The sequence below is a fragment of the Arthrobacter sp. BG3 genome (assembly GCF_056680185.1).
In genome coordinates this window covers 1059596-1084404 of record NZ_CM155270.1, presented here as the reverse complement: position 1 = coordinate 1084404, position 24809 = coordinate 1059596, and the positions used below count along the sequence as shown (strand labels likewise).

Here is a 24809-nt window from a genome sequence, read left to right as displayed (position 1 = left end):
GCGGCCGCCGTGGCTGCAGCGGGTCTCGCCGTTCCCGCAGTGGACCCGGTGGTAATCCGCTCCGGAAATCTCCTGTACAGTTGATCTTGTTGTTGTGTTTATGCAGTTCGTAGTTCAGGCAGTACGCAAGGTTGAAAGACCTTGTTCTTCTGAAGCAGCGGTTTTGAGCACCCCACACCGGAGGACCCGAAAGTCGGGACTTTTCCTCCACCTTCACGAAGGACAAAAAATAATGGCTACTGGTACCGTCAAATGGTTTAACGCTGAAAAGGGCTTCGGCTTCATTTCCCCCGATGACTCCTCACAGGACGTCTTCGCACACTACTCCGCGATCGCCTCTTCCGGCTTCCGCTCCCTCGAAGAGAACCAGAAGGTCTCCTTCGAAACCGAGCAGGGCCCCAAGGGTCCCCAGGCCGTAAACATCCAGGCTCTCTAAGACTTAGCTTTCAGCTAACTCTTCTGAGTCCGGAACCTTACAGGTTTCGAGCAGGGTCCGTCATTGACGGGCCCTGCTTTTGTTTAACCCGGATGTGCGCCGGGGCCCACGTTGCGCCTCAACGTATAACGCCGCGACGAATTGTGGCCCACGTTGCGCGAAATTCCTGTCGCTACCGGAATTCGGACGCGTCAGGAAATGCGCGTGTCGTGGACCGGTTTGCGCACCCTATGGAACTCAGCCGGCGTCGCGGTAGTCGAAGAACAGCGTCGCCGGAATCGGCCCTTGCAGCATCTCCGCCGTCAGCCCGTGCACGCTGACCAGATGCTCCCGGAACCAGACGTCGTAGGGATCGTCCGAGGCGGCGAGAGTCTGGAACGCTTTGGCCAGATCCTCGGCCTCATGGAACAGGCAGGCGAAATCCCCCTGCGGGCTCTGCACAAGGCTGACGACCTCCCGCGTGACGCCCATGCGCTTCCTCGAGCGGGCATGTTCCTCCCGTCGCGGGCCGTTCATCTCCGCGTCGAGCGCCTTCCACTCGTCCAGTTTCCCGGGCAAAATCGGCGCGAACCACGTAATGCATTCCATGACAGATTTCCTTCCACGCAGTAGTGAGCACGGTGGTAATCCCATCGGTACAGCTGCATGGTAGTCCCGCGGACGACGCCGGGACAGGGCTTCCGGAAAGGGCGCCGGACCCGCTCAACCAGCTCTGGATCAATGCGAGACGCCGTGCCGCCGGGCCAGGAACGCGGCCAGCGCGGGGTTGTCGATCTCTTTCGCCAGCCAGGGCACGGACAGCGCTGCCGCCTCGTCGCCGAGCACCGCCCGGTGCGACTGCGCCCGGACCACGAACTCCCGCATCCCGCTGCGGCTAGCCAGCGCGCCCAGCCGGTCCACGAACACTGCGGCCCGCGGCGAGCCCGTGGCGATGGTGACTTCCGCCGCCGCATCCAGCAGCCGGGCCGTGTACCAGAGGTACCAGGGGCTGGGTTCCAGGCCCCGGCCGATCCAGTGCTCGGCGGCGGCGAGGTCCCCGTGCGCCAGGAAAAGCCGGGCTTCGGCACCTGCGGCGAGGGCCATGTAGCAGTGGTCGCCGGCGAGGTCGGCCATGACCCAGGACCGGTCAATCAGGGCAGCGGCATCCTCCAGCCGGCCGGCAGCCAGGTAGGTCTCGCCGCGGACCCCGGCGACAAACGGCTCGAACGCCGTCCAGTGTTCTTCCGCGATCCACTCCAGCGCCCGGTCCAGACAGGCGGCCGCCAGCTCGAGATCCCCGCGGAGCAGATGCACACGCCCCAGCAGTGCCTCGCTGAAGGCCTGCTGCCGGCGGTTCCGGACCGCCTTGGCCAGTCTCCCTGACTCGGTGAAGGCAGCCACCGCGTCCCCGTAGTGCGCGGTGTCCGAGGCCAGCATGCCCTGGATCGCCAGGATCCGGGCCTGCTCGTCCGGGATTCCCTGGGCGGCCTGCATCGCGCGGTCTAGCCAGCCGGCCGCCCGGTCCGGGACCCCACGCTGCACGGACAGGTACCCCAGCTCGCGGAAAGCCGCAGCGGCCGTCCGGGAGACGCCGTCGGGCGCTTCCGCCGACAATGCGCGGTGCAGGAAATCGGCGACCTCGGCGCCGCGGCCGCCGGCCTGGTGGATGAGCGCCCCGGCAAGTGTCACCAGCGACTCTGCCACGAGGTGGCGGTCCGGGTTTGGTTGACCAGCGCGCTGGGCCAGGACGACGGCGAGCCGCAGCTGGTCCAGGCCCCGGTCGACGGCGCCCGCGGACAGGGAGGCGCTGCCGGCGTCGAGATAGGACCGGACGGTGGCCGCGGTGGCGGGCATTCCGGGGTCGGCGTCCGGAACCGAGTCGGACAGGGCCCGCCGGACTTCCGCCGGCAGCGGCAGGCCGAGCTCCCGGTGGTAGAGGTCCGCGCATTTGGTGACCTCGTCCCGGGCCCGCCGGTGTTCGCCCAGGGCCACGAGCGCTTTGACCAGGACGGCGGTGCAGTCCGCCTGGAAAGGATCCCGGCGCAGTGCCAGGGTGGCCAGCTCGACGGCGTCCGCCGGGGTGCCCGCGGCGAGGGCGGCCAGGGCCGCCTCATAGAGCAGCGACTGGACGCAGTTCTCCAGCCGGTACCGCTGGTCCGCGAGCCAGGAGTCAAAGACCGGGCTGTCCGCGAAGGAGAGCCCCTCCAGTAGCTGGCCGTTGAACTGCCGCGGGTCCAGGCCATTGCCGGTCGCCGAGCCGACCAGCTCCAGGGCATCGCAGCGCCAGGGCGGCAGGAGGGCCAGCCGCAGCGGGTCCCCGCCGATGGAGATGCCGGTTAGGGTCCGGCGCAGCTCGGAGAGGTTCCAGCGCAGGGCGCCCAGCGGATCCGCGGCGTCCGGGAACAGCAGGGTGGCCGTACGGGACCGGCTGATGCCGTCCGGCTGCAAGGCGAGGTACGCCAGCACGGCCCAGGCTTTGCGGCCCTTGGGCTGTGGGGGAGTGGCGCCGGAGGACTCGATCGTTGGCGGACCGAGGAGCCGGATCCAGGTCTCGGCCATAAGTCATTTTACGCCGCGGGGCACTCCGGAGTCCCGGGGAATTCCGCCGCTGGTATCCAGCCGCTGCGCCTTCACACGGGTGCTCACACGGCGGCTGCAGACACTGGAGTCATCCAATCCGCACTCCACCCGAGGAACCCAAAATGGAACTGTTCGTAGTCCTGCTGTTCGGACTCGTAATCACCGCCGGCACCGCCACGGTCCGCGCCCTGCTCAAGGACGGCCACGGACACACCCCCGAGGTGCGGTCCGCGGAGTCCTGGTACGCCGGCAACCTGCCCAGCGAACCCTACACGTCGGCCTTTACCTGGTACCGGCCGGGCGCCAAGGTCCAGTAGCCGCCGGCTTGCTGATCCAATCGCCGATTTCGGCCAGCGCAGCCGCCCGAGCGGCGAACACTATCGGGGCGGCGAACGTTTTGCGGGGCGGTGGGCCGGCGGCTCACCGCCCCGCAATCTGCCCGGCGACAAACGCGGCGTCGCGGCCCACCCCGGCGAGAATGGCCGACCAGTGTCCGTTAAGCCACGGCAGCCCCACCGCGTACAGGCCCGGGTGTTCCGTGACGCCGCGGCGGGGGCGGGGGTAGTTCCACTGGTCCAGGACCGGGATGTCCAGGAGGCCCAAGTCCAGCCGGTAGCCGGTGGCCCAGATGACGGACGTGATGTTCTCCGCGCCGGGGTTCAGCCGCGGGGTTTCGGAGGGCAGCCAGTCGTCCACGCGCGGCGGGTCGGCCGCCGGGGCCCGGATCCCCACCGCGGCAATATAGGCATCGAACATGGGCTGCAGGCGCTGGCCGAAGCCGGCCTCGACCTGGGCCAGGCGCGCCGGGAGGTCGTCGCTGAAGACGAGGTCGCCGTCGTCGGCGGCTTCCAGGTGGCCGTGCAGCCGGACGCCGCGGCGGCCGAGGTCCCGCAGGTGGATGTCGTGCCCGCCGTCCGCGCCGGACAGCAGCGGGTTGCACATGAAGCGCGCCGCGGGGGAAGGCAGCTGCTCCACGGCCAGTCCATTGAGCCCGTACTCCGGGCCGTGCAGGCCGATCTCGATCATCCAGTGGATCGCGTCCTGGCCGCGGTACCGGCGTGGCGCCTCCGGGCACGCGGACACGGCCAGGTGGACCTCGCAGCCGGCGGCCAGCAGCTCCTCGGCGATCTGCCCTCCGGACTGGCCGGTCCCCACCACCAGGACGGCCCCGTCCGGCAGCTGGGCAGGGCTGCGGTAGCCATTGGCGTGCAGCTGCATGACGTCCCCCGGCAGCTGTGCGGACAACGCGGGGATTTTCGGCTGCTGGTAGGCGCCGGTGGCGAGCACCACGTTGCGCGCCCGCCAGCTGCCCCCGGTTGTCTCGAGCCGGAACCCGCCGTCGTCCGCGGGCGCGATGCGCGTGACCTCCGTGCCGGTGAGGACGGGTGCGCCGATGCCTTCCCCGTAGTGCCGGACGTAGCCGATGAGGTCATCGCGCGGCATAAAGGCGTCCGGTTCCGGGCCGGCGTAGGGCATCCCCGGCAACTGCAGGGTGAAGTTCGGCGTGTTCAGGCAGAAACCGTCCCACCGGTCGTGCCAGGCCCCGCCGAGGGTGGGGCGGCGTTCCAGCAACTGGTGCTCGACGCCGGCCTGGCTCAGCCAGTAGCTCATGGCCAGACCGGCCTGGCCGGCGCCGACCACGAGGGTGTTCACCTCGCGGGTGTTCTGGGGAACGCCCCCGAGGAAGCGGTGGCGTTCATCACGGCCGCGGCCGCCGGCGGGATCCTGGCCATGCTGGCCGACACCATGATTCCCGAGGCGTTCGAGGAACACCACAACCTCACCGGGCTGGTGGCCGCCGTCGGATTCCTCAGCGCGTTCACCATCCACCACGTGGGCGGGTAGCCCGGGCAAAGCGGGCATCCGTGCTGCCCGCTACCGGGACTTGGGGATGATGATCCACAGCACGATATAGGCGAGCTCGCCTACGCCGAACAGGCCGAAGAGCACGAACCCGATGCGGACCAGCGTCCTGGAGATTCCGAAGCGGTCGGCGAGGCCTGCGCACACGCCCGCGATGATCTTGCCGTTGGTGGGCCTAACCAGAGATCGTTCCATCCAGCCAAGGTAGCAGCGCGGCCGCGTCAGGAGAACAGCCGCGGGAGAGCGGATCCTTCCACCGAGCGGTGGCGCGCGGGGAACCTGGCCAGTTCTGGCAGGATAGCCAGCATGGATTCTCCCACCACCGTCCCCGCCTACGACCTCCGCGTCAGCATCCAGGGCACCGAGCCCGAGATCTGGCGCCGCCTGCTGGTGCCGGAAACCATCACCGTCCCGGAACTGCACAGGGTGCTCCAGGCGGCATTCGGCTGGGAGAACCGCCATCTTTTTGGCATCCGGTGTGTGGACCGGCTCGGCCAGCCCCGCGTCATCATCGGCCCCGACGACGCAGCGGAGGAGATGGGCGACGAGCCCGCTTCCGGCGTCGTGCTCTTTGAACTATTCGACGCCCAGCAGACCGCCCCGGTGATGTTCGAATACGAGTATGACTTTGGCGACGCTTGGACGCACCTCTTCGAAGTCATGGGGCCCGCCGAGCTGCCTGCCGGCGCCGTGCGCTGCATCGACGGCGCCAGCCGCGGGCCGGTGGAGGACTCCGGCGGGATCTACGGCTATGCGCGCCTCATCAGGGCCTTGGCCGATCCCTTGGATGCGGAGCATCAGGAGCTCTCCGACTGGTACAAGTTCGCGACGGGCCAGGACGCCGCCACCTTCGAACCGGATGCGTTCGACGCCGCCGCGCTCAACAGCCGCCTGGACGAGCTGGCGAAGCGCCTCTGGCCGGAGCCGCCCACGGACGAGGAGATCGACGCCGTCGTCCGTCCCGTGCTGTGGCTGCTGAACCAGGCGGGCACAGACGGACTGCAGTTAACCCAGGACGGCTATCTCAAGCCTGCCGTGGTCAACCAGGCCGTCCGCGAACTCGGCTGGGCCTACCGCTGGCCGGGAGCTGCGAACCGCGAAAGCCAGACCCTGCCCGTTCTGATGCTGCGGCAGCAGCTGCAGGCCTGGAAGCTGCTGCGGAAGAGCAAAGGCCGGCTGGTGCTGTCACCGGCCGGACGCAAAATGCGCGACGGCGGCCGTCCCCTGTGGGACTACCTCGCCCAAGCGGTGGCCTTCCCGGCGGATGAGGCGACAGCCGTTGTGACCCGGATGGTGATCCACTGGCTTTTTGAAGGGTCCCCACCGGACTGGGAACCGCGGCGACGCGTGATCGCGGACACCCTGAATGCGGCGGGTTTCCGGGTGGAGGGCGGCAAACCTGTGCCCTTGGATGCCGCCCAGGCCCTCTACTCGGACGTGCGCTGGATGTTGGACTGCCTGCAGCTGAAAGTCCCGGAGCGTACATTCGGTGAAGCGGCGAACCTGACCGACGGCGGACGGAAGTTCCTTCTACAGGTTCAAGGGTTGCTGGAAGGCCCGTAAAGGCTCCCGGGGCCTGGGGTGTGAGGCCGCGGAGTGCAGCGTTTCGTGGCCGCGTTCTGTGAGGCATCGTCGGAACCGCCGAGATCTTGCGCGGCACGGTGGCATCGGCGAGGATAATGCGATCCCCCGTGCTGCGAAGAAGGAGTCGACGCGATGACCAAGTATCTGATCTCGTTTCCGAGTGCCGCCATGGTCTTCCCGGAAGAAGACCTCCCGGCCGTTTCGGATGCGGCGCACGCGGTTGTTCAGGAGGCGAAGGACGCCGGCGTCTGGGTGTTCGGCGGCGGCATCGATGAGAGCATCCCGCCCGTCGTAGTCGACGGCGACGGTACCGTGCGCCAGGGCACCTACCCGCAGACGGCGCAGCTCGAAGGCGGCTACTCGGTGCTGGAATTGCCCTCGTACGATGCGGCCCTGGAGTGGGCCGCGAAGATCGCGGTCGCCTGCCGTTGCCCGCAGGAGGTGCGCGCCTTCCAATACGATCCCGCCGTCTAGGTTTGCGCGGGGAAACCGCGCTTGGCCGGCTTGGCACTCAACGAGACGCGGCGAACCTGGTGTCGTTCCTGCTCTCTGAGCGCGGGGGCGGATAGATGGCCAGCTCCTGCATTCCAACAGCGGTTTCCACCTGCCCGTCTGAGCCTGCGCAGAGGAGGGTGTGAGCCAATACACAGTGGCCAGATTTCGCGGAGAGGGGCCACGGCAGGCCGTGTGTCCGTCCGTTTTCCTTGGGGTGGCGGGGTTTTTGGGGGTGTGGGGGTGGTGTGGGGGTGGATTTGTGTGTGGTCGGTGGGGTGTGTAGAGTAGTTCGAGTCGCCGCCGCTGTTGCGGAGAGTTTGCGACCGACCCCCCTCATGAACGGCCTGGAAATGGTTCGCTTTGTTGCGTGCCGGATTTTGGTGGGGCGGTCTGGTGGGCAGGGTGGATCGCGGAGACGTTGATTTGCTTGTCTGGCCGGGACCGGGTAAGTTTGTGAAGTTGCTCCGGAGCGATCCGCGACCTGTGGTTGTGGTGGTGCCGGGTGTGTCTGTTGTTTGAGAACTCAATAGTGTGCCAAGTTTGTTGATACCAATTTATTGTATTGAATTGGTTGAATTGACTGGATCCGCCACCCCGTGGTGTGGTCTGGTTTTTACAGCTGGTTTCAAATTTTGTGCATTGTGTGCATCCCGTTTTCCCGGGGGCGCATGGTGTGTCTGTTTTACTTCAACGGAGAGTTTGATCCTGGCTCAGGATGAACGCTGGCGGCGTGCTTAACACATGCAAGTCGAACGATGATGCCAGCTTGCTGGTGGATTAGTGGCGAACGGGTGAGTAACACGTGAGTAACCTGCCCTTAACTCTGGGATAAGCCTGGGAAACTGGGTCTAATACCGGATATGACTCCTCATCGCATGGTGGGGGGTGGAAAGCTTTATTGTGGTTTTGGATGGACTCGCGGCCTATCAGCTTGTTGGTGAGGTAATGGCTCACCAAGGCGACGACGGGTAGCCGGCCTGAGAGGGTGACCGGCCACACTGGGACTGAGACACGGCCCAGACTCCTACGGGAGGCAGCAGTGGGGAATATTGCACAATGGGCGAAAGCCTGATGCAGCGACGCCGCGTGAGGGATGACGGCCTTCGGGTTGTAAACCTCTTTCAGTAGGGAAGAAGCGAAAGTGACGGTACCTGCAGAAGAAGCGCCGGCTAACTACGTGCCAGCAGCCGCGGTAATACGTAGGGCGCAAGCGTTATCCGGAATTATTGGGCGTAAAGAGCTCGTAGGCGGTTTGTCGCGTCTGCCGTGAAAGTCCGGGGCTCAACTCCGGATCTGCGGTGGGTACGGGCAGACTAGAGTGATGTAGGGGAGACTGGAATTCCTGGTGTAGCGGTGAAATGCGCAGATATCAGGAGGAACACCGATGGCGAAGGCAGGTCTCTGGGCATTAACTGACGCTGAGGAGCGAAAGCATGGGGAGCGAACAGGATTAGATACCCTGGTAGTCCATGCCGTAAACGTTGGGCACTAGGTGTGGGGGACATTCCACGTTTTCCGCGCCGTAGCTAACGCATTAAGTGCCCCGCCTGGGGAGTACGGCCGCAAGGCTAAAACTCAAAGGAATTGACGGGGGCCCGCACAAGCGGCGGAGCATGCGGATTAATTCGATGCAACGCGAAGAACCTTACCAAGGCTTGACATGAACCGGAAACGCCTGGAAACAGGTGCCCCGCTTGCGGTCGGTTTACAGGTGGTGCATGGTTGTCGTCAGCTCGTGTCGTGAGATGTTGGGTTAAGTCCCGCAACGAGCGCAACCCTCGTTCTATGTTGCCAGCGCGTTATGGCGGGGACTCATAGGAGACTGCCGGGGTCAACTCGGAGGAAGGTGGGGACGACGTCAAATCATCATGCCCCTTATGTCTTGGGCTTCACGCATGCTACAATGGCCGGTACAAAGGGTTGCGATACTGTGAGGTGGAGCTAATCCCAAAAAGCCGGTCTCAGTTCGGATTGGGGTCTGCAACTCGACCCCATGAAGTCGGAGTCGCTAGTAATCGCAGATCAGCAACGCTGCGGTGAATACGTTCCCGGGCCTTGTACACACCGCCCGTCAAGTCACGAAAGTTGGTAACACCCGAAGCCGGTGGCCTAACCCCTTGTGGGAGGGAGCTGTCGAAGGTGGGACTGGCGATTGGGACTAAGTCGTAACAAGGTAGCCGTACCGGAAGGTGCGGCTGGATCACCTCCTTTCTAAGGAGCACCTACAGTCACCTTGCCCCGTGTATGCGGGTGTGGAGGGGTTGTCAGGAGTACGCCCGTTGCGCAGACGATAGTTCTGCGGCGGGTGCTCACGGGTGGAATATCAACGAATAGCGGCCGCCGGTTTTTCCCTGGCACCCAGTACGGACTCTCCTTTCGGGGGTGGTCCTGGAACGGTGGCGGGGAGGGTACGGGCGGTTTAGTGTTTGGCACACTGTTGGGTCCTGAGGCAACAGGGCCGGGGTTCGCGGCGTAGGCCGCGGGGTCCGGGTTTTGTTTGTTTCTGGTTTCCTGGCTGCATCGAGCACGCACGAAGAGTGTGTGGGGTGTGTGGTTTGGGGTTGTTGTTTGAGAACTACATAGTGGACGCGAGCATCTTTTATAAGAAGCAATTTCCAAGAATATGAACCTGGATCTGTCGCTGTTGTCCTTCGGGGCGGTGGTGGTGGTTTCCGTGGTTCTCTCGAAAATTAGCGTTTTTGATCTTTTGTGGTCAAGTTTTTAAGAGCACACGGTGGATGCCTTGGCATTAGGAGCCGAAGAAGGACGTAGGAATCTGCGATAAGCCTGGGGGAGTCGATAACCGGACTGTGATCCCAGGGTGTCCGAATGGGGAAACCCCGCCAGGGGCGCGAGTTGCCTGGTGACCCGCATCTGAACACATAGGGTGCGTGGAGGGAACGCGGGGAAGTGAAACATCTCAGTACCCGCAGGAAGAGAAAACAATAGTGATTCCGTCAGTAGTGGCGAGCGAACGCGGATCAGGCTAAACCGTTCCATGTGTGATAGCCGGCGGGCGTTGCATGGTCGGGGTTGTGGGACTTCCCATTCTGTCTCTGCCGGGACAGTGGGGTGTGTAGTACAGGCATAGGTGAACGGTCTTGAAAGGCCGGCCAGAGAGGGTGTGAGCCCCGTAACCGAAATGTTGTGTACCGCCCGGGGAGTATCCCAAGTAGCACGGGGCCCGAGAAATCCCGTGTGAATCTGTCAGGACCACCTGATAAGCCTAAATACTCCCTAATGACCGATAGCGGACCAGTACCGTGAGGGAAAGGTGAAAAGTACCCCGGGAGGGGAGTGAAACAGTACCTGAAACCGTGTGCTTACAATCCGTCGGAGCCAGTCTGATTCTGGTGACGGCGTGCCTTTTGAAGAATGAGCCTGCGAGTTAGTGTTACGTCGCGAGGTTAACCCGTGTGGGGAAGCCGTAGCGAAAGCGAGTCTGAATAGGGCGTTGCAGTGGCGTGATCTAGACCCGAAGCGAAGTGATCTACCCATGGCCAGGTTGAAGCGACGGTAAGACGTCGTGGAGGACCGAACCCACTTCAGTTGAAAATGGAGGGGATGAGCTGTGGGTAGGGGTGAAAGGCCAATCAAACTTCGTGATAGCTGGTTCTCCCCGAAATGCATTTAGGTGCAGCGTTGCGTGTTTCTTACCGGAGGTAGAGCTACTGGATGGCTAATGGGCCCTACAAGGTTACTGACGTCAGCCAAACTCCGAATGCCGGTAAGTGAGAGCGCAGCAGTGAGACTGTGGGGGATAAGCTTCATAGTCGAGAGGGAAACAGCCCAGACCACCAACTAAGGCCCCTAAGCGTGTGCTAAGTGGGAAAGGATGTGGAGTTGCGAAGACAACCAGGAGGTTGGCTTAGAAGCAGCCATCCTTAAAAGAGTGCGTAATAGCTCACTGGTCAAGTGATTCCGCGCCGACAATGTAGCGGGGCTCAAGTACACCGCCGAAGTTGTGGATTTCAGATATTTGCTAAGCCGCCCCTTGTGGGTTGGTTCAGGCGTCTGGAGTGGTAGGGGAGCGTCGTGTGGGCAGTGAAGTCGCGGTGTAAACCAGCGGTGGAGCCTACACGAGTGAGAATGCAGGCATGAGTAGCGAAAGACGGGTGAGAAACCCGTCCGCCGAATGATCAAGGGTTCCAGGGTCAAGCTAATCTGCCCTGGGTAAGTCGGGACCTAAGGCGAGGCCGACAGGCGTAGTCGATGGACAACGGGTTGATATTCCCGTACCGGCGAAAAACCGTCCATGCTGAACAGGGGATACTAACTGCCCGAAGCCTGCCTGAGCGCCCTTGTGGTGTGAGGGTTTTGGTGGAGCGCGGGACCTGATCCTGGGAGGCAAGCGTATTAACAGGTGTGACGCAGGAAGGTAGCCGAGCCGGGCGATGGTTGTCCCGGTCTAAGGATGTAGGGCGAACGGTAGGCAAATCCGCCGTTCATGATGCCTGAGATCCGATGGGACTCCCGTAAGGGGGGATTCGGTGATCCTATGCTGCCTAGAAAAGCATCGACGCGAGGTTTTAGCCGCCCGTACCCCAAACCGACACAGGTGATCAGGTAGAGAATACTAAGGCGATCGAGAGAATTATGGTTAAGGAACTCGGCAAAATGCCCCCGTAACTTCGGGAGAAGGGGGGCCCCCATCGTGATGGACACTTGCTGTCCGGAGCGTGCAGGGGCCGCAGAGACCAGGGGGAAGCGACTGTTTACTAAAAACACAGGTCCGTGCGAAGTCGCAAGACGATGTATACGGACTGACTCCTGCCCGGTGCTGGAAGGTTAAGAGGACCGGTTAGCCGCAAGGCGAAGCTGAGAATTCAAGCCCCAGTAAACGGCGGTGGTAACTATAACCATCCTAAGGTAGCGAAATTCCTTGTCGGGTAAGTTCCGACCTGCACGAATGGAGTAACGACTTCCCCGCTGTCTCAACCATAAACTCGGCGAAATTGCAGTACGAGTAAAGATGCTCGTTACGCGCAGCAGGACGGAAAGACCCCGAGACCTTTACTATAGTTTGGTATTGGTGTTCGGAGTGGCTTGTGTAGGATAGGTGGGAGACGTTGAAGCCCGGACGCCAGTTCGGGTGGAGTCATCGTTGAAATACCACTCTGGTCACTTTGGACATCTAACTTCGGCCCGTAATCCGGGTCAGGGACAGTGCCTGATGGGTAGTTTAACTGGGGCGGTTGCCTCCTAAAAAGTAACGGAGGCGCCCAAAGGTTCCCTCAGCCTGGTTGGCAATCAGGTGTCGAGTGTAAGTGCACAAGGGAGCTTGACTGTGAGAGAGACATCTCGAGCAGGGACGAAAGTCGGGACTAGTGATCCGGCGGTACATTGTGGAATGGCCGTCGCTCAACGGATAAAAGGTACCTCGGGGATAACAGGCTGATCTTGCCCAAGAGTCCATATCGACGGCATGGTTTGGCACCTCGATGTCGGCTCGTCGCATCCTGGGGCTGGAGTAGGTCCCAAGGGTTGGGCTGTTCGCCCATTAAAGCGGTACGCGAGCTGGGTTTAGAACGTCGTGAGACAGTTCGGTCCCTATCCGCTGCGCGCGCAGGAAATTTGAGAAGGGCTGTCCTTAGTACGAGAGGACCGGGACGGACGAACCTCTGGTGTGTCAGTTGTACTGCCAAGTGCACCGCTGATTAGCTACGTTCGGATGGGATAACCGCTGAAAGCATCTAAGCGGGAAGCTCGCTTCGAGATGAGATTTCCATACACCTTGTGTGTGAGAGGCCCCCAGCCAGACCACTGGGTTGATAGGCCGGATGTGGAAGCGAGGACTAACGACTCGTGAAGCTGACCGGTACTAATAGGCCGATAACTTACACCACACACCACCCCGCGAACCCATTCAAAAGGGGTTCGCACCCAAGGGGTGGTAAAAAGAAACAAGACTGCTTGCGTCCACTATGTGGTTCCCAAACAACAAACCCGCCACCAGCGTGTTTGTTCCAGGGAACAAAACCACAACAACATAACAACACCACAGTTGTAACACCAGATTTCCACACCCCCCCCGCGGGGGTGTCGGAGCAAGGGTTACGGCGGTCATAGCGTGGGGGAAACGCCCGGTCCCATTCCGAACCCGGAAGCTAAGACCCACAGCGCCGATGGTACTGCACCCGGGAGGGTGTGGGAGAGTAGGTCACCGCCGGAACATCATTAAACGGTCGAGAGCCCCAACCACAGGTTGGGGCTCTCCCGCATTTAAGCGCTATTCCATTTTTTCAAGACCGAAGGCCTGGCCTGTCGATACCCGGGAATCCCAGGCCCCGGCGGGCACCGAAGCGCCGGTCAGCGCGGGAATTTCCTGCCGTGGATCCAGGCGAGGAGCTCGACAGCCAGCCCGCCGCCAAGCGCGGCGGCGCCCGCCGCCCGCAACAAGTCCGCCGGCGGCAATGCGAGCTGGAAGAAGTCCTGGGCCAGCGGCAGGTTCAGCAGGATCAGGACGCTGGCACACATCGCCAGCAGCACCGCCAGTTTCTGCCCATCGAGCGGCCGGGAGACGACCGCGAGAATCCACAATCCGATCACCGACAGGGTCAGCCTCAGCCCGATCACCGACAGGGTCCAGCACGACCTCTGCCGTGGGGATTTCCTGCACGGTGCTGTCGCGGAGCACGCGTGCGAGCGGGGCCTCGAGTACTGCCAGGCGGTCCAGGGTCCGTTTGGCGCGGTATTCCTGCACGACTCCGATGACGGCGTTGCCGGCTGCTGCCAGGCCGAAGAGTGCATCCTGCCAGCTGCCCAGCAGGAGCAGGAGAACGAAACTTGTGCCCACGATTGCGTTGAACAGGGTCAGGACGTTGGCCCGGACGATCTGCCAGAGGCTGCGGCTGGTTGTATCGGGTATGCGGTTTGCGAGCCCCTGGCTTGTGCGGGAGGCGACGTCGCTGCCGGACAGGCCTGCGGCGGCTGGCCCGGAGACACGCCGGTGCAGCAGGTCTGGTCTGTGGCGCCGGCGTTCTGCCATCACCTCCTGATCGTAACGGCAGGGGCGTTGGAAAGCAGGTGATGCAGCCCACGGGGGTTGGTTTTTGTGGTTTGGGTGTGGGGGAGGGCTTTCGGGTGTCTGGAATCGTTGGGGTGGCGGGGTTTTTGGGGGTGTGGGGGTGGTGTGGGGGTGGATTTGTGTGTGGTCGGTGGGGTGTGTAGAGTAGTTCGAGTCGCCGCCGCTGTTGCGGAGAGTTTGCGACCGACCCCCCTCATGAACGGCCTGGAAATGGTTCGCTTTGTTGCGTGCCGGATTTTGGTGGGGCGGTCTGGTGGGCAGGGTGGATCGCGGAGACGTTGATTTGCTTGTCTGGCCGGGACCGGGTAAGTTTGTGAAGTTGCTCCGGAGCGATCCGCGACCTGTGGTTGTGGTGGTGCCGGGTGTGTCTGTTGTTTGAGAACTCAATAGTGTGCCAAGTTTGTTGATACCAATTTATTGTATTGAATTGGTTGAATTGACTGGATCCGCCACCCCGTGGTGTGGTCTGGTTTTTACAGCTGGTTTCAAATTTTGTGCATTGTGTGCATCCCGTTTTCCCGGGGGCGCATGGTGTGTCTGTTTTACTTCAACGGAGAGTTTGATCCTGGCTCAGGATGAACGCTGGCGGCGTGCTTAACACATGCAAGTCGAACGATGATGCCAGCTTGCTGGTGGATTAGTGGCGAACGGGTGAGTAACACGTGAGTAACCTGCCCTTAACTCTGGGATAAGCCTGGGAAACTGGGTCTAATACCGGATATGACTCCTCATCGCATGGTGGGGGGTGGAAAGCTTTATTGTGGTTTTGGATGGACTCGCGGCCTATCAGCTTGTTGGTGAGGTAATGGCTCACCAAGGCGACGACGGGTAGCCGGCCTGAGAGGGTGACCGGCCACACTGGGACTGAGACACGGCCCAGACTCCTACGGGAGGCAGCAGTGGGGAATATTGCACAATGGGCGAAAGCCTGATGCAGCGACGCCGCGTGAGGGATGACGGCCTTCGGGTTGTAAACCTCTTTCAGTAGGGAAGAAGCGAAAGTGACGGTACCTGCAGAAGAAGCGCCGGCTAACTACGTGCCAGCAGCCGCGGTAATACGTAGGGCGCAAGCGTTATCCGGAATTATTGGGCGTAAAGAGCTCGTAGGCGGTTTGTCGCGTCTGCCGTGAAAGTCCGGGGCTCAACTCCGGATCTGCGGTGGGTACGGGCAGACTAGAGTGATGTAGGGGAGACTGGAATTCCTGGTGTAGCGGTGAAATGCGCAGATATCAGGAGGAACACCGATGGCGAAGGCAGGTCTCTGGGCATTAACTGACGCTGAGGAGCGAAAGCATGGGGAGCGAACAGGATTAGATACCCTGGTAGTCCATGCCGTAAACGTTGGGCACTAGGTGTGGGGGACATTCCACGTTTTCCGCGCCGTAGCTAACGCATTAAGTGCCCCGCCTGGGGAGTACGGCCGCAAGGCTAAAACTCAAAGGAATTGACGGGGGCCCGCACAAGCGGCGGAGCATGCGGATTAATTCGATGCAACGCGAAGAACCTTACCAAGGCTTGACATGAACCGGAAACGCCTGGAAACAGGTGCCCCGCTTGCGGTCGGTTTACAGGTGGTGCATGGTTGTCGTCAGCTCGTGTCGTGAGATGTTGGGTTAAGTCCCGCAACGAGCGCAACCCTCGTTCTATGTTGCCAGCGCGTTATGGCGGGGACTCATAGGAGACTGCCGGGGTCAACTCGGAGGAAGGTGGGGACGACGTCAAATCATCATGCCCCTTATGTCTTGGGCTTCACGCATGCTACAATGGCCGGTACAAAGGGTTGCGATACTGTGAGGTGGAGCTAATCCCAAAAAGCCGGTCTCAGTTCGGATTGGGGTCTGCAACTCGACCCCATGAAGTCGGAGTCGCTAGTAATCGCAGATCAGCAACGCTGCGGTGAATACGTTCCCGGGCCTTGTACACACCGCCCGTCAAGTCACGAAAGTTGGTAACACCCGAAGCCGGTGGCCTAACCCCTTGTGGGAGGGAGCTGTCGAAGGTGGGACTGGCGATTGGGACTAAGTCGTAACAAGGTAGCCGTACCGGAAGGTGCGGCTGGATCACCTCCTTTCTAAGGAGCACCTACCGTCACCTTGCCCCGTGTATGCGGGTGTGGAGGGGTTGTCAGGAGTACGCCCGTTGCGCAGACGATAGTTCTGCGGCGGGTGCTCACGGGTGGAATATCAACGAATAGCGGCCGCCGGTTTTTCCCTGGCACCCAGTACGGACTCTCCTTTCGGGGGTGGTCCTGGAACGGTGGCGGGGAGGGTACGGGCGGTTTAGTGTTTGGCACACTGTTGGGTCCTGAGGCAACAGGGCCGGGGTTCGCGGCGTAGGCCGCGGGGTCCGGGTTTTGTTTGTTTCTGGTTTCCTGGCTGCATCGAGCACGCACGAAGAGTGTGTGGGGTGTGTGGTTTGGGGTTGTTGTTTGAGAACTACATAGTGGACGCGAGCATCTTTTATAAGAAGCAATTTCCAAGAATATGAACCTGGATCTGTCGCTGTTGTCCTTCGGGGCGGTGGTGGTGGTTTCCGTGGTTCTCTCGAAAATTAGCGTTTTTGATCTTTTGTGGTCAAGTTTTTAAGAGCACACGGTGGATGCCTTGGCATTAGGAGCCGAAGAAGGACGTAGGAATCTGCGATAAGCCTGGGGGAGTCGATAACCGGACTGTGATCCCAGGGTGTCCGAATGGGGAAACCCCGCCAGGGGCGCGAGTTGCCTGGTGACCCGCATCTGAACACATAGGGTGCGTGGAGGGAACGCGGGGAAGTGAAACATCTCAGTACCCGCAGGAAGAGAAAACAATAGTGATTCCGTCAGTAGTGGCGAGCGAACGCGGATCAGGCTAAACCGTTCCATGTGTGATAGCCGGCGGGCGTTGCATGGTCGGGGTTGTGGGACTTCCCATTCTGTCTCTGCCGGGACAGTGGGGTGTGTAGTACAGGCATAGGTGAACGGTCTTGAAAGGCCGGCCAGAGAGGGTGTGAGCCCCGTAACCGAAATGTTGTGTACCGCCCGGGGAGTATCCCAAGTAGCACGGGGCCCGAGAAATCCCGTGTGAATCTGTCAGGACCACCTGATAAGCCTAAATACTCCCTAATGACCGATAGCGGACCAGTACCGTGAGGGAAAGGTGAAAAGTACCCCGGGAGGGGAGTGAAACAGTACCTGAAACCGTGTGCTTACAATCCGTCGGAGCCAGTCTGATTCTGGTGACGGCGTGCCTTTTGAAGAATGAGCCTGCGAGTTAGTGTTACGTCGCGAGGTTAACCCGTGTGGGGAAGCCGTAGCGAAAGCGAGTCTGAATAGGGCGTTGCAGTGGCGTGATCTAGACCCGAAGCGAAGTGATCTACCCATGGCCAGGTTGAAGCGACGGTAAGACGTCGTGGAGGACCGAACCCACTTCAGTTGAAAATGGAGGGGATGAGCTGTGGGTAGGGGTGAAAGGCCAATCAAACTTCGTGATAGCTGGTTCTCCCCGAAATGCATTTAGGTGCAGCGTTGCGTGTTTCTTACCGGAGGTAGAGCTACTGGATGGCTAATGGGCCCTACAAGGTTACTGACGTCAGCCAAACTCCGAATGCCGGTAAGTGAGAGCGCAGCAGTGAGACTGTGGGGGATAAGCTTCATAGTCGAGAGGGAAACAGCCCAGACCACCAACTAAGGCCCCTAAGCGTGTGCTAAGTGGGAAAGGATGTGGAGTTGCGAAGACAACCAGGAGGTTGGCTTAGAAGCAGCCATCCTTAAAAGAGTGCGTAATAGCTCACTGGTCAAGTGATTCCGCGCCGACAATGTAGCGGGGCTCAAGTACACCGCCGAAGTTGTGGATTTCAGATATTTGCTAAGCCGCCCCTTGTGGGTTGGTTCAGGCGTCTGGAGTGGTAGGGGAGCGTCGTGTGGGCAGTGAAGTCGCGGTGTAAACCAGCGGTGGAGCCTACACGAGTGAGAATGCAGGCATGAGTAGCGAAAGACGGGTGAGAAACCCGTCCGCCGAATGATCAAGGGTTCCAGGGTCAAGCTAATCTGCCCTGGGTAAGTCGGGACCTAAGGCGAGGCCGACAGGCGTAGTCGATGGACAACGGGTTGATATTCCCGTACCGGCGAAAAACCGTCCATGCTGAACAGGGGATACTAACTGCCCGAAGCCTGCCTGAGCGCCCTTGTGGTGTGAGGGTTTTGGTGGAGCGCGGGACCTGATCCTGGGAGGCAAGCGTATTAACAGGTGTGACGCAGGAAGGTAGCCGAGCCGGGCGATGGTTGTCCCGGTCTAAGGATGTAGGGCGAACGGTAGGCAAATCCGCCGTTCATGATGCCTGAGATCCGATGGGACTCCCGTAAGGGGGGATTCGGTGATCCTATGCTGCCTAGAAAAGCATCGACGCGAGGTTTTAGCCGCCCGTACCCCAAACCGACACAGGTGATCAGGTAGAGAATACTAAGGCGATCGAGAGAATTATGGTTAAGGAACTCGGCAAAATGCCCCCGTAACTTCGGGAGAAGGGGGGCCCCCATCGTGATGGACACTTGCTGTCCGGAGCGTGCAGGGGCCGCAGAGACCAGGGGGAAGCGACTGTTTACTAAAAACACAGGTCCGTGCGAAGTCGCAAGACGATGTATACGGACTGACTCCTGCCCGGTGCTGGAAGGTTAAGAGGACCGGTTAGCCGCAAGGCGAAGCTGAGAATTCAAGCCCCAGTAAACGGCGGTGGTAACTATAACCATCCTAAGGTAGCGAAATTCCTTGTCGGGTAAGTTCCGACCTGCACGAATGGAGTAACGACTTCCCCGCTGTCTCAACCATAAACTCGGCGAAATTGCAGTACGAGTAAAGATGCTCGTTACGCGCAGCAGGACGGAAAGACCCCGAGACCTTTACTATAGTTTGGTATTGGTGTTCGGAGTGGCTTGTGTAGGATAGGTGGGAGACGTTGAAGCCCGGACGCCAGTTCGGGTGGAGTCATCGTTGAAATACCACTCTGGTCACTTTGGACATCTAACTTCGGCCCGTAATCCGGGTCAGGGACAGTGCCTGATGGGTAGTTTAACTGGGGCGGTTGCCTCCTAAAAAGTAACGGAGGCGCCCAAAGGTTCCCTCAGCCTGGTTGGCAATCAGGTGTCGAGTGTAAGTGCACAAGGGAGCTTGACTGTGAGAGAGACATCTCGAGCAGGGACGAAAGTCGGGACTAGTGATCCGGCGGTACATTGTGGAATGGCCGTCGCTCAACGGATAAAAGGTACCTCGGGGATAACAGGCTGATCTTGCCCAAGAGTCCATATCGACGGCATGGTTTGGCACCTCGATGTCGGCTCGTCGCATCCTGGGGCTGGAGTAGGTCCCAAGGGTTGGGCTGTTCGCCCATTAAAGCGGTACGCGAGCTGGGTTTAGAACGTCGTGAGACAGTTCGGTCCCTATCCGCTGCGCGCGCAGGAAATTTGAGAAGGGCTGTCCTTAGTACGAGAGGACCGGGACGGACGAACCTCTGGTGTGTCAGTTGTACTGCCAAGTGCACCGCTGATTAGCTACGTTCGGATGGGATAACCGCTGAAAGCATCTAAGCGGGAAGCTCGCTTCGAGATGAGATTTCCATACACCTTGTGTGTGAGAGGCCCCCAGCCAGACCACTGGGTTGATAGGCCGGATGTGGAAGCGAGGACTAACGACTCGTGAAGCTGACCGGTACTAATAGGCCGATAACTTACACCACACACCACCCCGCGAACCCATTCAAAAGGGGTTCGCACCAGCGGGTGGTAAAAAGAAACAAGACTGCTTGCGTCCACTATGTGGTTCCCAAACAACAAACCCGCCACCAGCGTGTTTGTTCCAGGGAACAAAACCACAACAACATAACAACACCACAGTTGTAACACCAGATTTCCACACCCCCCCGCGGGGGTGTCGGAGCAAGGGTTACGGCGGTCATAGCGTGGGGGAAACGCCCGGTCCCATTCCGAACCCGGAAGCTAAGACCCACAGCGCCGATGGTACTGCACCCGGGAGGGTGTGGGAGAGTAGGTCACCGCCGGAACATCATTAAACGGTCGAGAGCCCCAACCACAGGTTGGGGCTCTCCCGCATTTAAGCGCTATTCCAGTTTTTCAAGACCGCAGCCACGGGACCTGGGTTACAGGATCGCCGTCATCTGGCCCCAGCCTGAGCCGAGGTCGACCCGCTTGAACCAGTCGCCGGCCCCGTCGTTCGGGTAGAGCCAGAGCTCCCCGGTGGTGTCGCGGGCGATGACGTCCGGCCAGTCGTCGCCGTCCATGTCACCGGGTGCCGTGATGGCGTTCATGGTGTTCCAGCCGCCCCCGAGGCTCTCCCGCTTCAACCATTCGTTCTTGCCGTTGCCCGGGTAGAGCCACAGTTCCCCGCTGGTGTCGCGGGCGACCAGGTCGGCCTTGAGGTCGGCGTTGAAGTCCCCGGGGGCCACGATGGAGCTCATGATGTTCCACCCGCCGCCCAAATCAACCCGCTTGAACCAGTCGCCGGCCCCGTCGTTCGGGTACAGCCACAGTCTTCCGCTGCTGTCCCGGGCAATTAGGTCCGGCGTGCCGTCGCCGTTGAAATCGCCCGGCGCCACAATGGAGGTCATCACGTTCCAGCCGCCCCCGAGATTCTGCCGCTGCAGCCAGTCACCGGACCCGGTCCCACGGTAGAGCCACAGCTCCCCGTTGGTGTCCCGGGCGATGACGTCAGCATTGCCGTCATCGTTGAAGTCCCCGGCACTGACGATGGAGGTCATCACATTCCAGCCGGGGCCGAGGTCAATCCGTTTGAACCAGTCACCGGTCCCCGTTCCCGGGTACAGCCACAGCCGCCCCGAGGCATCGCGGGCGATCACGTCCGTGTTGTCGTCACCGTTGAAATCGTTCAGACGCATCGGGGTCGCGCTCGGGTCGACGGTGATCTCCTGGGTGGCCGACGTCGAGCCCGCTGCGTTGGTGACGGTCAGGGTCGCCGTGTAGGTGCCCCCGGCGTCGTAGGTGTACGCAGGGTTCTGCTCGGTGGAGGTTCCGCCGTCACCGAAGTCCCAGGCCCACTCCGTCGGCGAACCCGCGGACGTGTCCGTGAAGTCCACATCCAGGGGGACCTCGCCCGACGTCGGGGATGCGGTAAAGGACGCTATGGGTGTTTTCGGCGGGGTTTTGTTTTCCAGGGTCCGGTAGGAGAACCAGTAGCGCTTGGTGACGTCGTTGCTGGCCAGCACCACGAGGCCGGTGCTGCTGTCCACACCTTGCTTGCTGGTGGTCACATCGTTCATGTTGGCGGAGGAGCCGTCCTGGATGATCGCGGTGCCGCGTCCGCTCGCGAAGACCGGGTTGTCCATGGGGGCCGTCTTTTCATAGACGGCGCCGGGAACGCCGGAGAAGGCACATCCGCTGTCGCCGCTGCTGGGCGCCGTGTGGAACGCATGCACGACGCCGTTCTGGGTATCCAGGACGATCTGCGGGCGGGACACACAGTCACCGATGGTGGCGATGGTTGTCTTGGTGAATGAGCCGGTTCCGGGCTTGAAAACCAGCAAGAGCAGTTCCGGCAGGGTCTTGTCCGTCGAACCGTCGTTGTATCCGGTCTTGATCGCGGCGAAGACCCTGCCGGTATTGTCGGACTGCAGCGTCTTGAGGTTCAGATGGTCGTCGGCGGTGTTGTTCCCCTTGGCCGCATCCTGGACTTTCCACGAGGACGTCGCGGTGGTGCTGGTCCCGTCGGTGCGGGTCGCCCAGCGGACGGAGCCCGTGAGCTGGTCGCTCCACATGACCCCGATCTTGTTGCTGCCGTAGGCCACGATCGCCGAAATGTCATCCGGCGCAGGGTGCGGGTTGGTGACCGGAAGCACGAACGGGGAGCCCCAGCTGGTCCCGTCGGGTGCGGACTTGTTGACGTAGACGGTGTTGGTGAAGCCGCTGGTCGAGTTGCCGGAGACCTGGGTCCAGGTGGCCCAGATTGCCCCGGTGCTGTCCTGGTCGATGGTCATCGACTCGCTGCTGTTATTCGTGATGGTGGTCGGGAAGCCGCTGTCCAGGGTGAACTTCCCGCCGGAGAAGCTGTAGCGGTACAGCTTGGCCGGCTGGCCCGAGGAGGATGTCTTCGGCGACGTGTCGGTGGAGACCGCCACGACGTGGGAGGCGATGTAGAGGTGGGTGCCGTCCCAGAGGGTGTCCGCCAGGGTGCTGGCGCGGGTGTCGTTCGTGACGCCGGTGCTGACCCACGTCTTCGTGGGCACGTCCAGCCGGTAGATCTGCCAGCCCGTGCCGGAGGTCCACATGTCCGCCCACCAGGATCCGCCGTTGAACCAGAGCTTGCTCTGCGGTTTGTCCGATGTTGGCGGGTTGCTCACTCCGGAGTAGCTGATGCTGGGATAGCCATAGTCGCTCGCCGCCGAGGCGGTGCCTGAGATTCCCAGCAGGCCCCCGGCCGCCACTACTGCCAATACCACTATCTGGCTAAGCCAGCGGGCTGTTCTTTTCATCTTGATCGCCGTATTGTTCATGAGTTTCATCGCCATTTCCATGCTGAATTTGTAATTTTCTGCGTTCTTTCCGGGCGGAGAAAGAACCGTAATGGAAATCGCGATACCCTTCGGTGTCAGGTTGGACTGCCCCCGGGATCCCGTTTCCCCCCTTGAAACCCCCAGTCACATCTGGCAACTTCGATGCACCTGCGGCATACGCTGACTCAAGACTTCGCCCCCGCATCAGCGTACGCGTTCAGTATCATGACAAACACGCCGGAATTCAACGGAAATTAGCGCTGCGATCGTCGACCGCGTACACCGTTGCCAAATAACTGGTGGTGCGCACGTAGGCCCTCCCGGGGATCCAAGTAGGGGCACAGAAATAGGCCAGTGTTTGGAACAAACAACCAAGTATTTGCTTTCGTGCCGCGGAACCCGTTTATGGAGGGCGCCGATAATTGTGACGATGCCTCTGAATTCGTGCAGTCCGTGCGCTTTCGCTGGTGGCGGCGGGAGCCGCGGTGCCGTCCGAAAATTCACCAGGCAGCGAGGCTTTTCTCTTTCCCGAATTCAGGCCAATCCGTCGTCTGACCGATTTCTTGGCCAGGTCCGGCCGCTTGCCTCCGGCTCCGGACCGCCGTGGTTCGGTAGGCTCGATCCAGACCAGCCCGATTGCCGCTTCCGCTCAAAGGACACTTCATGACCGCACGGACCATTGTCATCACCGGAGCCAGCGACGGCATCGGCGCGTCCGCCGCGCGGACCCTGAGCAAGCAGGGGGAGCGGGTCGTCGTCGTCGGGCGTTCCGCGGAGAAGACCGCGAGGGTCGCGGAAGGGATCGGCGCCGATTACTTCGTCAGCGACTTCGCGGAGCTGGCCCAGGTGCGCCAGCTCGCCGCGCAGCTGAGGGACAAGTACCCCCGGATCGACGTCCTGGCCAACAACGCCGGCGGCATCATGGGCCAGCGCGGTCTCACGGTGGACGGGCACGAGAAGACCTTCCAGATCAACCACCTGGCACCGTTCCTGCTCACCACCGGGCTGATGGACGTGCTTACCGCCAGCAAGGCCACCGTCATCAACACCTCCAGCGCCGCCAACTCGCTCTACGGCAAGCTGGACCTCAACGACCTTGAGACGGCGAACAAGTACTCAGCCAACCTCGCCTACGGGAACGCCAAACTGGAGAACATCCTCTTCACCGCCGAGCTCAACAACCGGTACCACGCGGCAGGCATCTCGACGGCGGCGTTCCACCCCGGCGTCGTGGCCACCAACTTCGCCGCGGATACCACCAGCCCGTTCCGGTTCCTCTACCGCAGCTTCCTCAACCGGTTCATGCTGAGCCCCGAGCAGGGCGCGGACACGCTGGTGTGGCTGGCCACCGCCGCACCGGGGCAGGACTGGATCTCCGGCGCCTACTACGCCAAGCGGGCACTGGCGAAGGCCAACAAGCTGGCGTACGACCCCGGGCTTGCCCGGGAGCTGTGGGAGCGCAGCGCGGCCATGGTGGGCACGGACCTCGACGAGCTGGACAACCGGCAGTAGGCAGGCAGGGCCGCGAACACCCGGGCAGCTGGCTGCCCCCGGGCGGGGTATCAGAGCGTCGTCAGCACGGGGGCGGTGAGCTTTCCGTCGCGCATGGTGGCCACCGAGTCGGTCAGCGGGACGAATTCGGTGTCGTGGGTGACCATGACGGTGGCGACCATAAAGTCGTCGGTGACGCGGCGCAGCAGCCGGACGATGGAGTCGCTGCGTTCGTGGTCCAGGGCCGCGGTGGGTTCGTCCACGAGCAGGACCTTGGGATCGCCCATCAGGGCGCGGGCGATGTTGACCCGCTGGCGCTGCCCGCCGGAGAGCTGGTGCGGACGTTTGTCGGCGCTGGAGCTGAGCCCGACGACGTCGAGCAGGCCCGCCGCCTTTGCGCGGGCGGATTTGAGCGGCTTTCCGCGCAGGTGGTCGCCGATGATGAGCTGTTCGGCTGCGGTCAGGGACGCGAGCAGGTTCGGCTGCTGGAAGATGATGCCGATCTTCTCCCGCCGCAACGCGGTGAGCTCCTTGTCGCCGAGGCCGGTGGCGTCGGTGCCGTCGATGACCACCAGTCCGCGGGTGGGCCGGACGAGGGTGGCGGCGGCGGCCAGAAGACTGGATTTGCCGGACCCGGACGGGCCGACGAGGGAGACCATCTGGCCTGCCCCGACGGTGAGGTTTACGGTGTCCAGGGCTTTGATGGTTCCGTCCCCGTCCGGGTATTCGAGGGTGACATTGACGAGGTTCAGGGGGCCCCGTGCGGAGGGTCGTGTCTCGGGAAGACTGGAGGCGGAGGACATGATGTGGCTTCCTTTCAGAAAATGCCGGGGGCAGACCGGCGGCGCAGCCGCGGACGCG

The 24809-nt window shown here is 61.6% G+C and carries 12 protein-coding genes, 6 rRNA genes and 1 pseudogene; 12 read left to right on the top strand and 7 right to left on the bottom strand.

Annotation, left to right across the window (positions count from 1 at the left end; genetic code table 11):
• The first annotated feature begins 232 nt into the window (after nucleotides 1–232).
• Nucleotides 233–436, top strand: coding sequence for a cold-shock protein (locus tag AC1MFL_RS04755; protein ID WP_024365339.1), 204 nt, complete (start codon nucleotides 233–235; stop codon nucleotides 434–436).
• A gap of 237 nt (nucleotides 437–673) precedes the next feature.
• Here the strand turns inward: AC1MFL_RS04755 and AC1MFL_RS04750 are convergent, their stop codons facing one another.
• On the bottom strand, nucleotides 674–1024 hold the full coding sequence (locus AC1MFL_RS04750) for a DUF6176 family protein (RefSeq protein WP_479813697.1): 351 nt from the start codon (nucleotides 1022–1024) through the stop codon (nucleotides 674–676).
• A 129-nt stretch (nucleotides 1025–1153) separates the two neighbouring features.
• Nucleotides 1154–2974, bottom strand: coding sequence for an AfsR/SARP family transcriptional regulator (locus AC1MFL_RS04745; protein WP_479813696.1), 1821 nt, complete (start codon nucleotides 2972–2974; stop codon nucleotides 1154–1156).
• A gap of 143 nt (nucleotides 2975–3117) precedes the next feature.
• Here AC1MFL_RS04745 and AC1MFL_RS04740 point away from each other — a divergent pair, with 143 nt between their 5' ends.
• Nucleotides 3118–3312 carry a hypothetical protein gene (locus AC1MFL_RS04740; protein ID WP_479813695.1) on the top strand — a complete coding sequence of 65 codons (195 nt, stop codon included), beginning with the start codon at nucleotides 3118–3120 and terminating at the stop codon, nucleotides 3310–3312.
• 103 nt (nucleotides 3313–3415) lie between these two features.
• Here AC1MFL_RS04740 and AC1MFL_RS04735 read toward each other — a convergent pair whose 3' ends face one another.
• Nucleotides 3416–4606 (bottom strand): flavin-containing monooxygenase, encoded by a 1191-nt coding sequence (locus AC1MFL_RS04735; RefSeq protein WP_479813694.1) that lies wholly within the window; start codon nucleotides 4604–4606, stop codon nucleotides 3416–3418.
• A 60-nt stretch (nucleotides 4607–4666) separates the two neighbouring features.
• Between AC1MFL_RS04735 and AC1MFL_RS04730 the strand changes: the two are divergent.
• A pseudogene (locus tag AC1MFL_RS04730) lies at nucleotides 4667–4840 on the top strand (ZIP family zinc transporter); the annotation flags it as partial.
• 30 nt (nucleotides 4841–4870) lie between these two features.
• Here the strand turns inward: AC1MFL_RS04730 and AC1MFL_RS04725 are convergent.
• The gene (locus AC1MFL_RS04725) at nucleotides 4871–5053 is read right to left on the bottom strand and encodes a PspC domain-containing protein (RefSeq protein ID WP_479813693.1); all 183 of its coding nucleotides are present in this window, start codon (nucleotides 5051–5053) and stop codon (nucleotides 4871–4873) included.
• A 111-nt stretch (nucleotides 5054–5164) separates the two neighbouring features.
• Here AC1MFL_RS04725 and AC1MFL_RS04720 point away from each other — a divergent pair, with 111 nt between their 5' ends.
• From AC1MFL_RS04720 to rrf (AC1MFL_RS04700), 5 genes are all read left to right on the top strand, one after another.
• On the top strand, nucleotides 5165–6421 hold the full coding sequence (locus AC1MFL_RS04720) for a plasmid pRiA4b ORF-3 family protein (RefSeq protein ID WP_479813692.1): 1257 nt from the start codon (nucleotides 5165–5167) through the stop codon (nucleotides 6419–6421).
• 153 nt (nucleotides 6422–6574) lie between these two features.
• Nucleotides 6575–6916 carry a YciI family protein gene (locus tag AC1MFL_RS04715; RefSeq protein WP_479813691.1) on the top strand — a complete coding sequence of 114 codons (342 nt, stop codon included), beginning with the start codon at nucleotides 6575–6577 and terminating at the stop codon, nucleotides 6914–6916.
• 708 nt (nucleotides 6917–7624) lie between these two features.
• Nucleotides 7625–9148 (top strand): 16S ribosomal RNA (locus AC1MFL_RS04710).
• A gap of 500 nt (nucleotides 9149–9648) precedes the next feature.
• Nucleotides 9649–12783, top strand: a 23S ribosomal RNA gene (locus tag AC1MFL_RS04705).
• 209 nt (nucleotides 12784–12992) lie between these two features.
• A 5S ribosomal RNA gene (rrf, locus tag AC1MFL_RS04700) occupies nucleotides 12993–13109 on the top strand.
• Between the two features lie 137 nt (nucleotides 13110–13246).
• Here rrf (AC1MFL_RS04700) and AC1MFL_RS04695 read toward each other — a convergent pair.
• Complete coding sequence (locus tag AC1MFL_RS04695) at nucleotides 13247–13513, bottom strand: hypothetical protein (protein ID WP_479813690.1); 267 nt, start codon at nucleotides 13511–13513, stop codon at nucleotides 13247–13249.
• A gap of 998 nt (nucleotides 13514–14511) precedes the next feature.
• Between AC1MFL_RS04695 and AC1MFL_RS04690 the strand changes: the two genes are divergently transcribed.
• The 3 genes from AC1MFL_RS04690 to rrf (AC1MFL_RS04680) all read left to right on the top strand — a co-directional run bounded on the left by AC1MFL_RS04690 (nucleotide 14512) and on the right by rrf (AC1MFL_RS04680) (nucleotide 19994).
• Nucleotides 14512–16035, top strand: a 16S ribosomal RNA gene (locus tag AC1MFL_RS04690).
• Between the two features lie 500 nt (nucleotides 16036–16535).
• Nucleotides 16536–19670, top strand: a 23S ribosomal RNA gene (locus AC1MFL_RS04685).
• A gap of 207 nt (nucleotides 19671–19877) precedes the next feature.
• Nucleotides 19878–19994: ribosomal RNA gene (rrf, locus tag AC1MFL_RS04680) — 5S ribosomal RNA — on the top strand.
• Together the 16S, 23S and 5S rRNA genes form the textbook arrangement of a ribosomal RNA operon.
• Before the next feature lie 96 nt (nucleotides 19995–20090).
• Here the strand turns inward: rrf (AC1MFL_RS04680) and AC1MFL_RS04675 are convergent.
• Nucleotides 20091–22466, bottom strand: a complete 2376-nt coding sequence (locus tag AC1MFL_RS04675; RefSeq protein ID WP_479813689.1) for an FG-GAP-like repeat-containing protein — start codon at nucleotides 22464–22466, stop codon at nucleotides 20091–20093.
• Nucleotides 22467–23120: 654 nt separating this feature from the next.
• On the opposite strand from AC1MFL_RS04675, the gene AC1MFL_RS04670 reads away from it, so the two are divergent.
• Complete coding sequence (locus AC1MFL_RS04670; protein ID WP_479813688.1) at nucleotides 23121–23969, top strand: SDR family NAD(P)-dependent oxidoreductase; 849 nt, start codon at nucleotides 23121–23123, stop codon at nucleotides 23967–23969.
• 50 nt (nucleotides 23970–24019) lie between these two features.
• Here the strand turns inward: AC1MFL_RS04670 and AC1MFL_RS04665 are convergent, their stop codons facing one another.
• Nucleotides 24020–24751, bottom strand: coding sequence for an ABC transporter ATP-binding protein (locus AC1MFL_RS04665; RefSeq protein WP_479813687.1), 732 nt, complete (start codon nucleotides 24749–24751; stop codon nucleotides 24020–24022).
• Nucleotides 24752–24809: the final 58 nt, after the last annotated feature.

Coding starts and splice junctions, on each gene's coding strand:
- AC1MFL_RS04755 (WP_024365339.1), top strand. CDS start 233: ATGGCTACTGGTACCGTCAAATGGTTTAACGCTGAAAAGGGCTTCGGC.
- AC1MFL_RS04750 (WP_479813697.1), bottom strand. CDS start 1,024: ATGGAATGCATTACGTGGTTCGCGCCGATTTTGCCCGGGAAACTGGAC.
- AC1MFL_RS04745 (WP_479813696.1), bottom strand. CDS start 2,974: ATGGCCGAGACCTGGATCCGGCTCCTCGGTCCGCCAACGATCGAGTCC.
- AC1MFL_RS04740 (WP_479813695.1), top strand. CDS start 3,118: ATGGAACTGTTCGTAGTCCTGCTGTTCGGACTCGTAATCACCGCCGGC.
- AC1MFL_RS04735 (WP_479813694.1), bottom strand. CDS start 4,606: ATGAGCTACTGGCTGAGCCAGGCCGGCGTCGAGCACCAGTTGCTGGAA.
- AC1MFL_RS04725 (WP_479813693.1), bottom strand. CDS start 5,053: ATGGAACGATCTCTGGTTAGGCCCACCAACGGCAAGATCATCGCGGGC.
- AC1MFL_RS04720 (WP_479813692.1), top strand. CDS start 5,165: ATGGATTCTCCCACCACCGTCCCCGCCTACGACCTCCGCGTCAGCATC.
- AC1MFL_RS04715 (WP_479813691.1), top strand. CDS start 6,575: ATGACCAAGTATCTGATCTCGTTTCCGAGTGCCGCCATGGTCTTCCCG.
- AC1MFL_RS04675 (WP_479813689.1), bottom strand. CDS start 22,466: ATGAAACTCATGAACAATACGGCGATCAAGATGAAAAGAACAGCCCGC.
- AC1MFL_RS04670 (WP_479813688.1), top strand. CDS start 23,121: ATGACCGCACGGACCATTGTCATCACCGGAGCCAGCGACGGCATCGGC.
- AC1MFL_RS04665 (WP_479813687.1), bottom strand. CDS start 24,751: ATGTCCTCCGCCTCCAGTCTTCCCGAGACACGACCCTCCGCACGGGGC.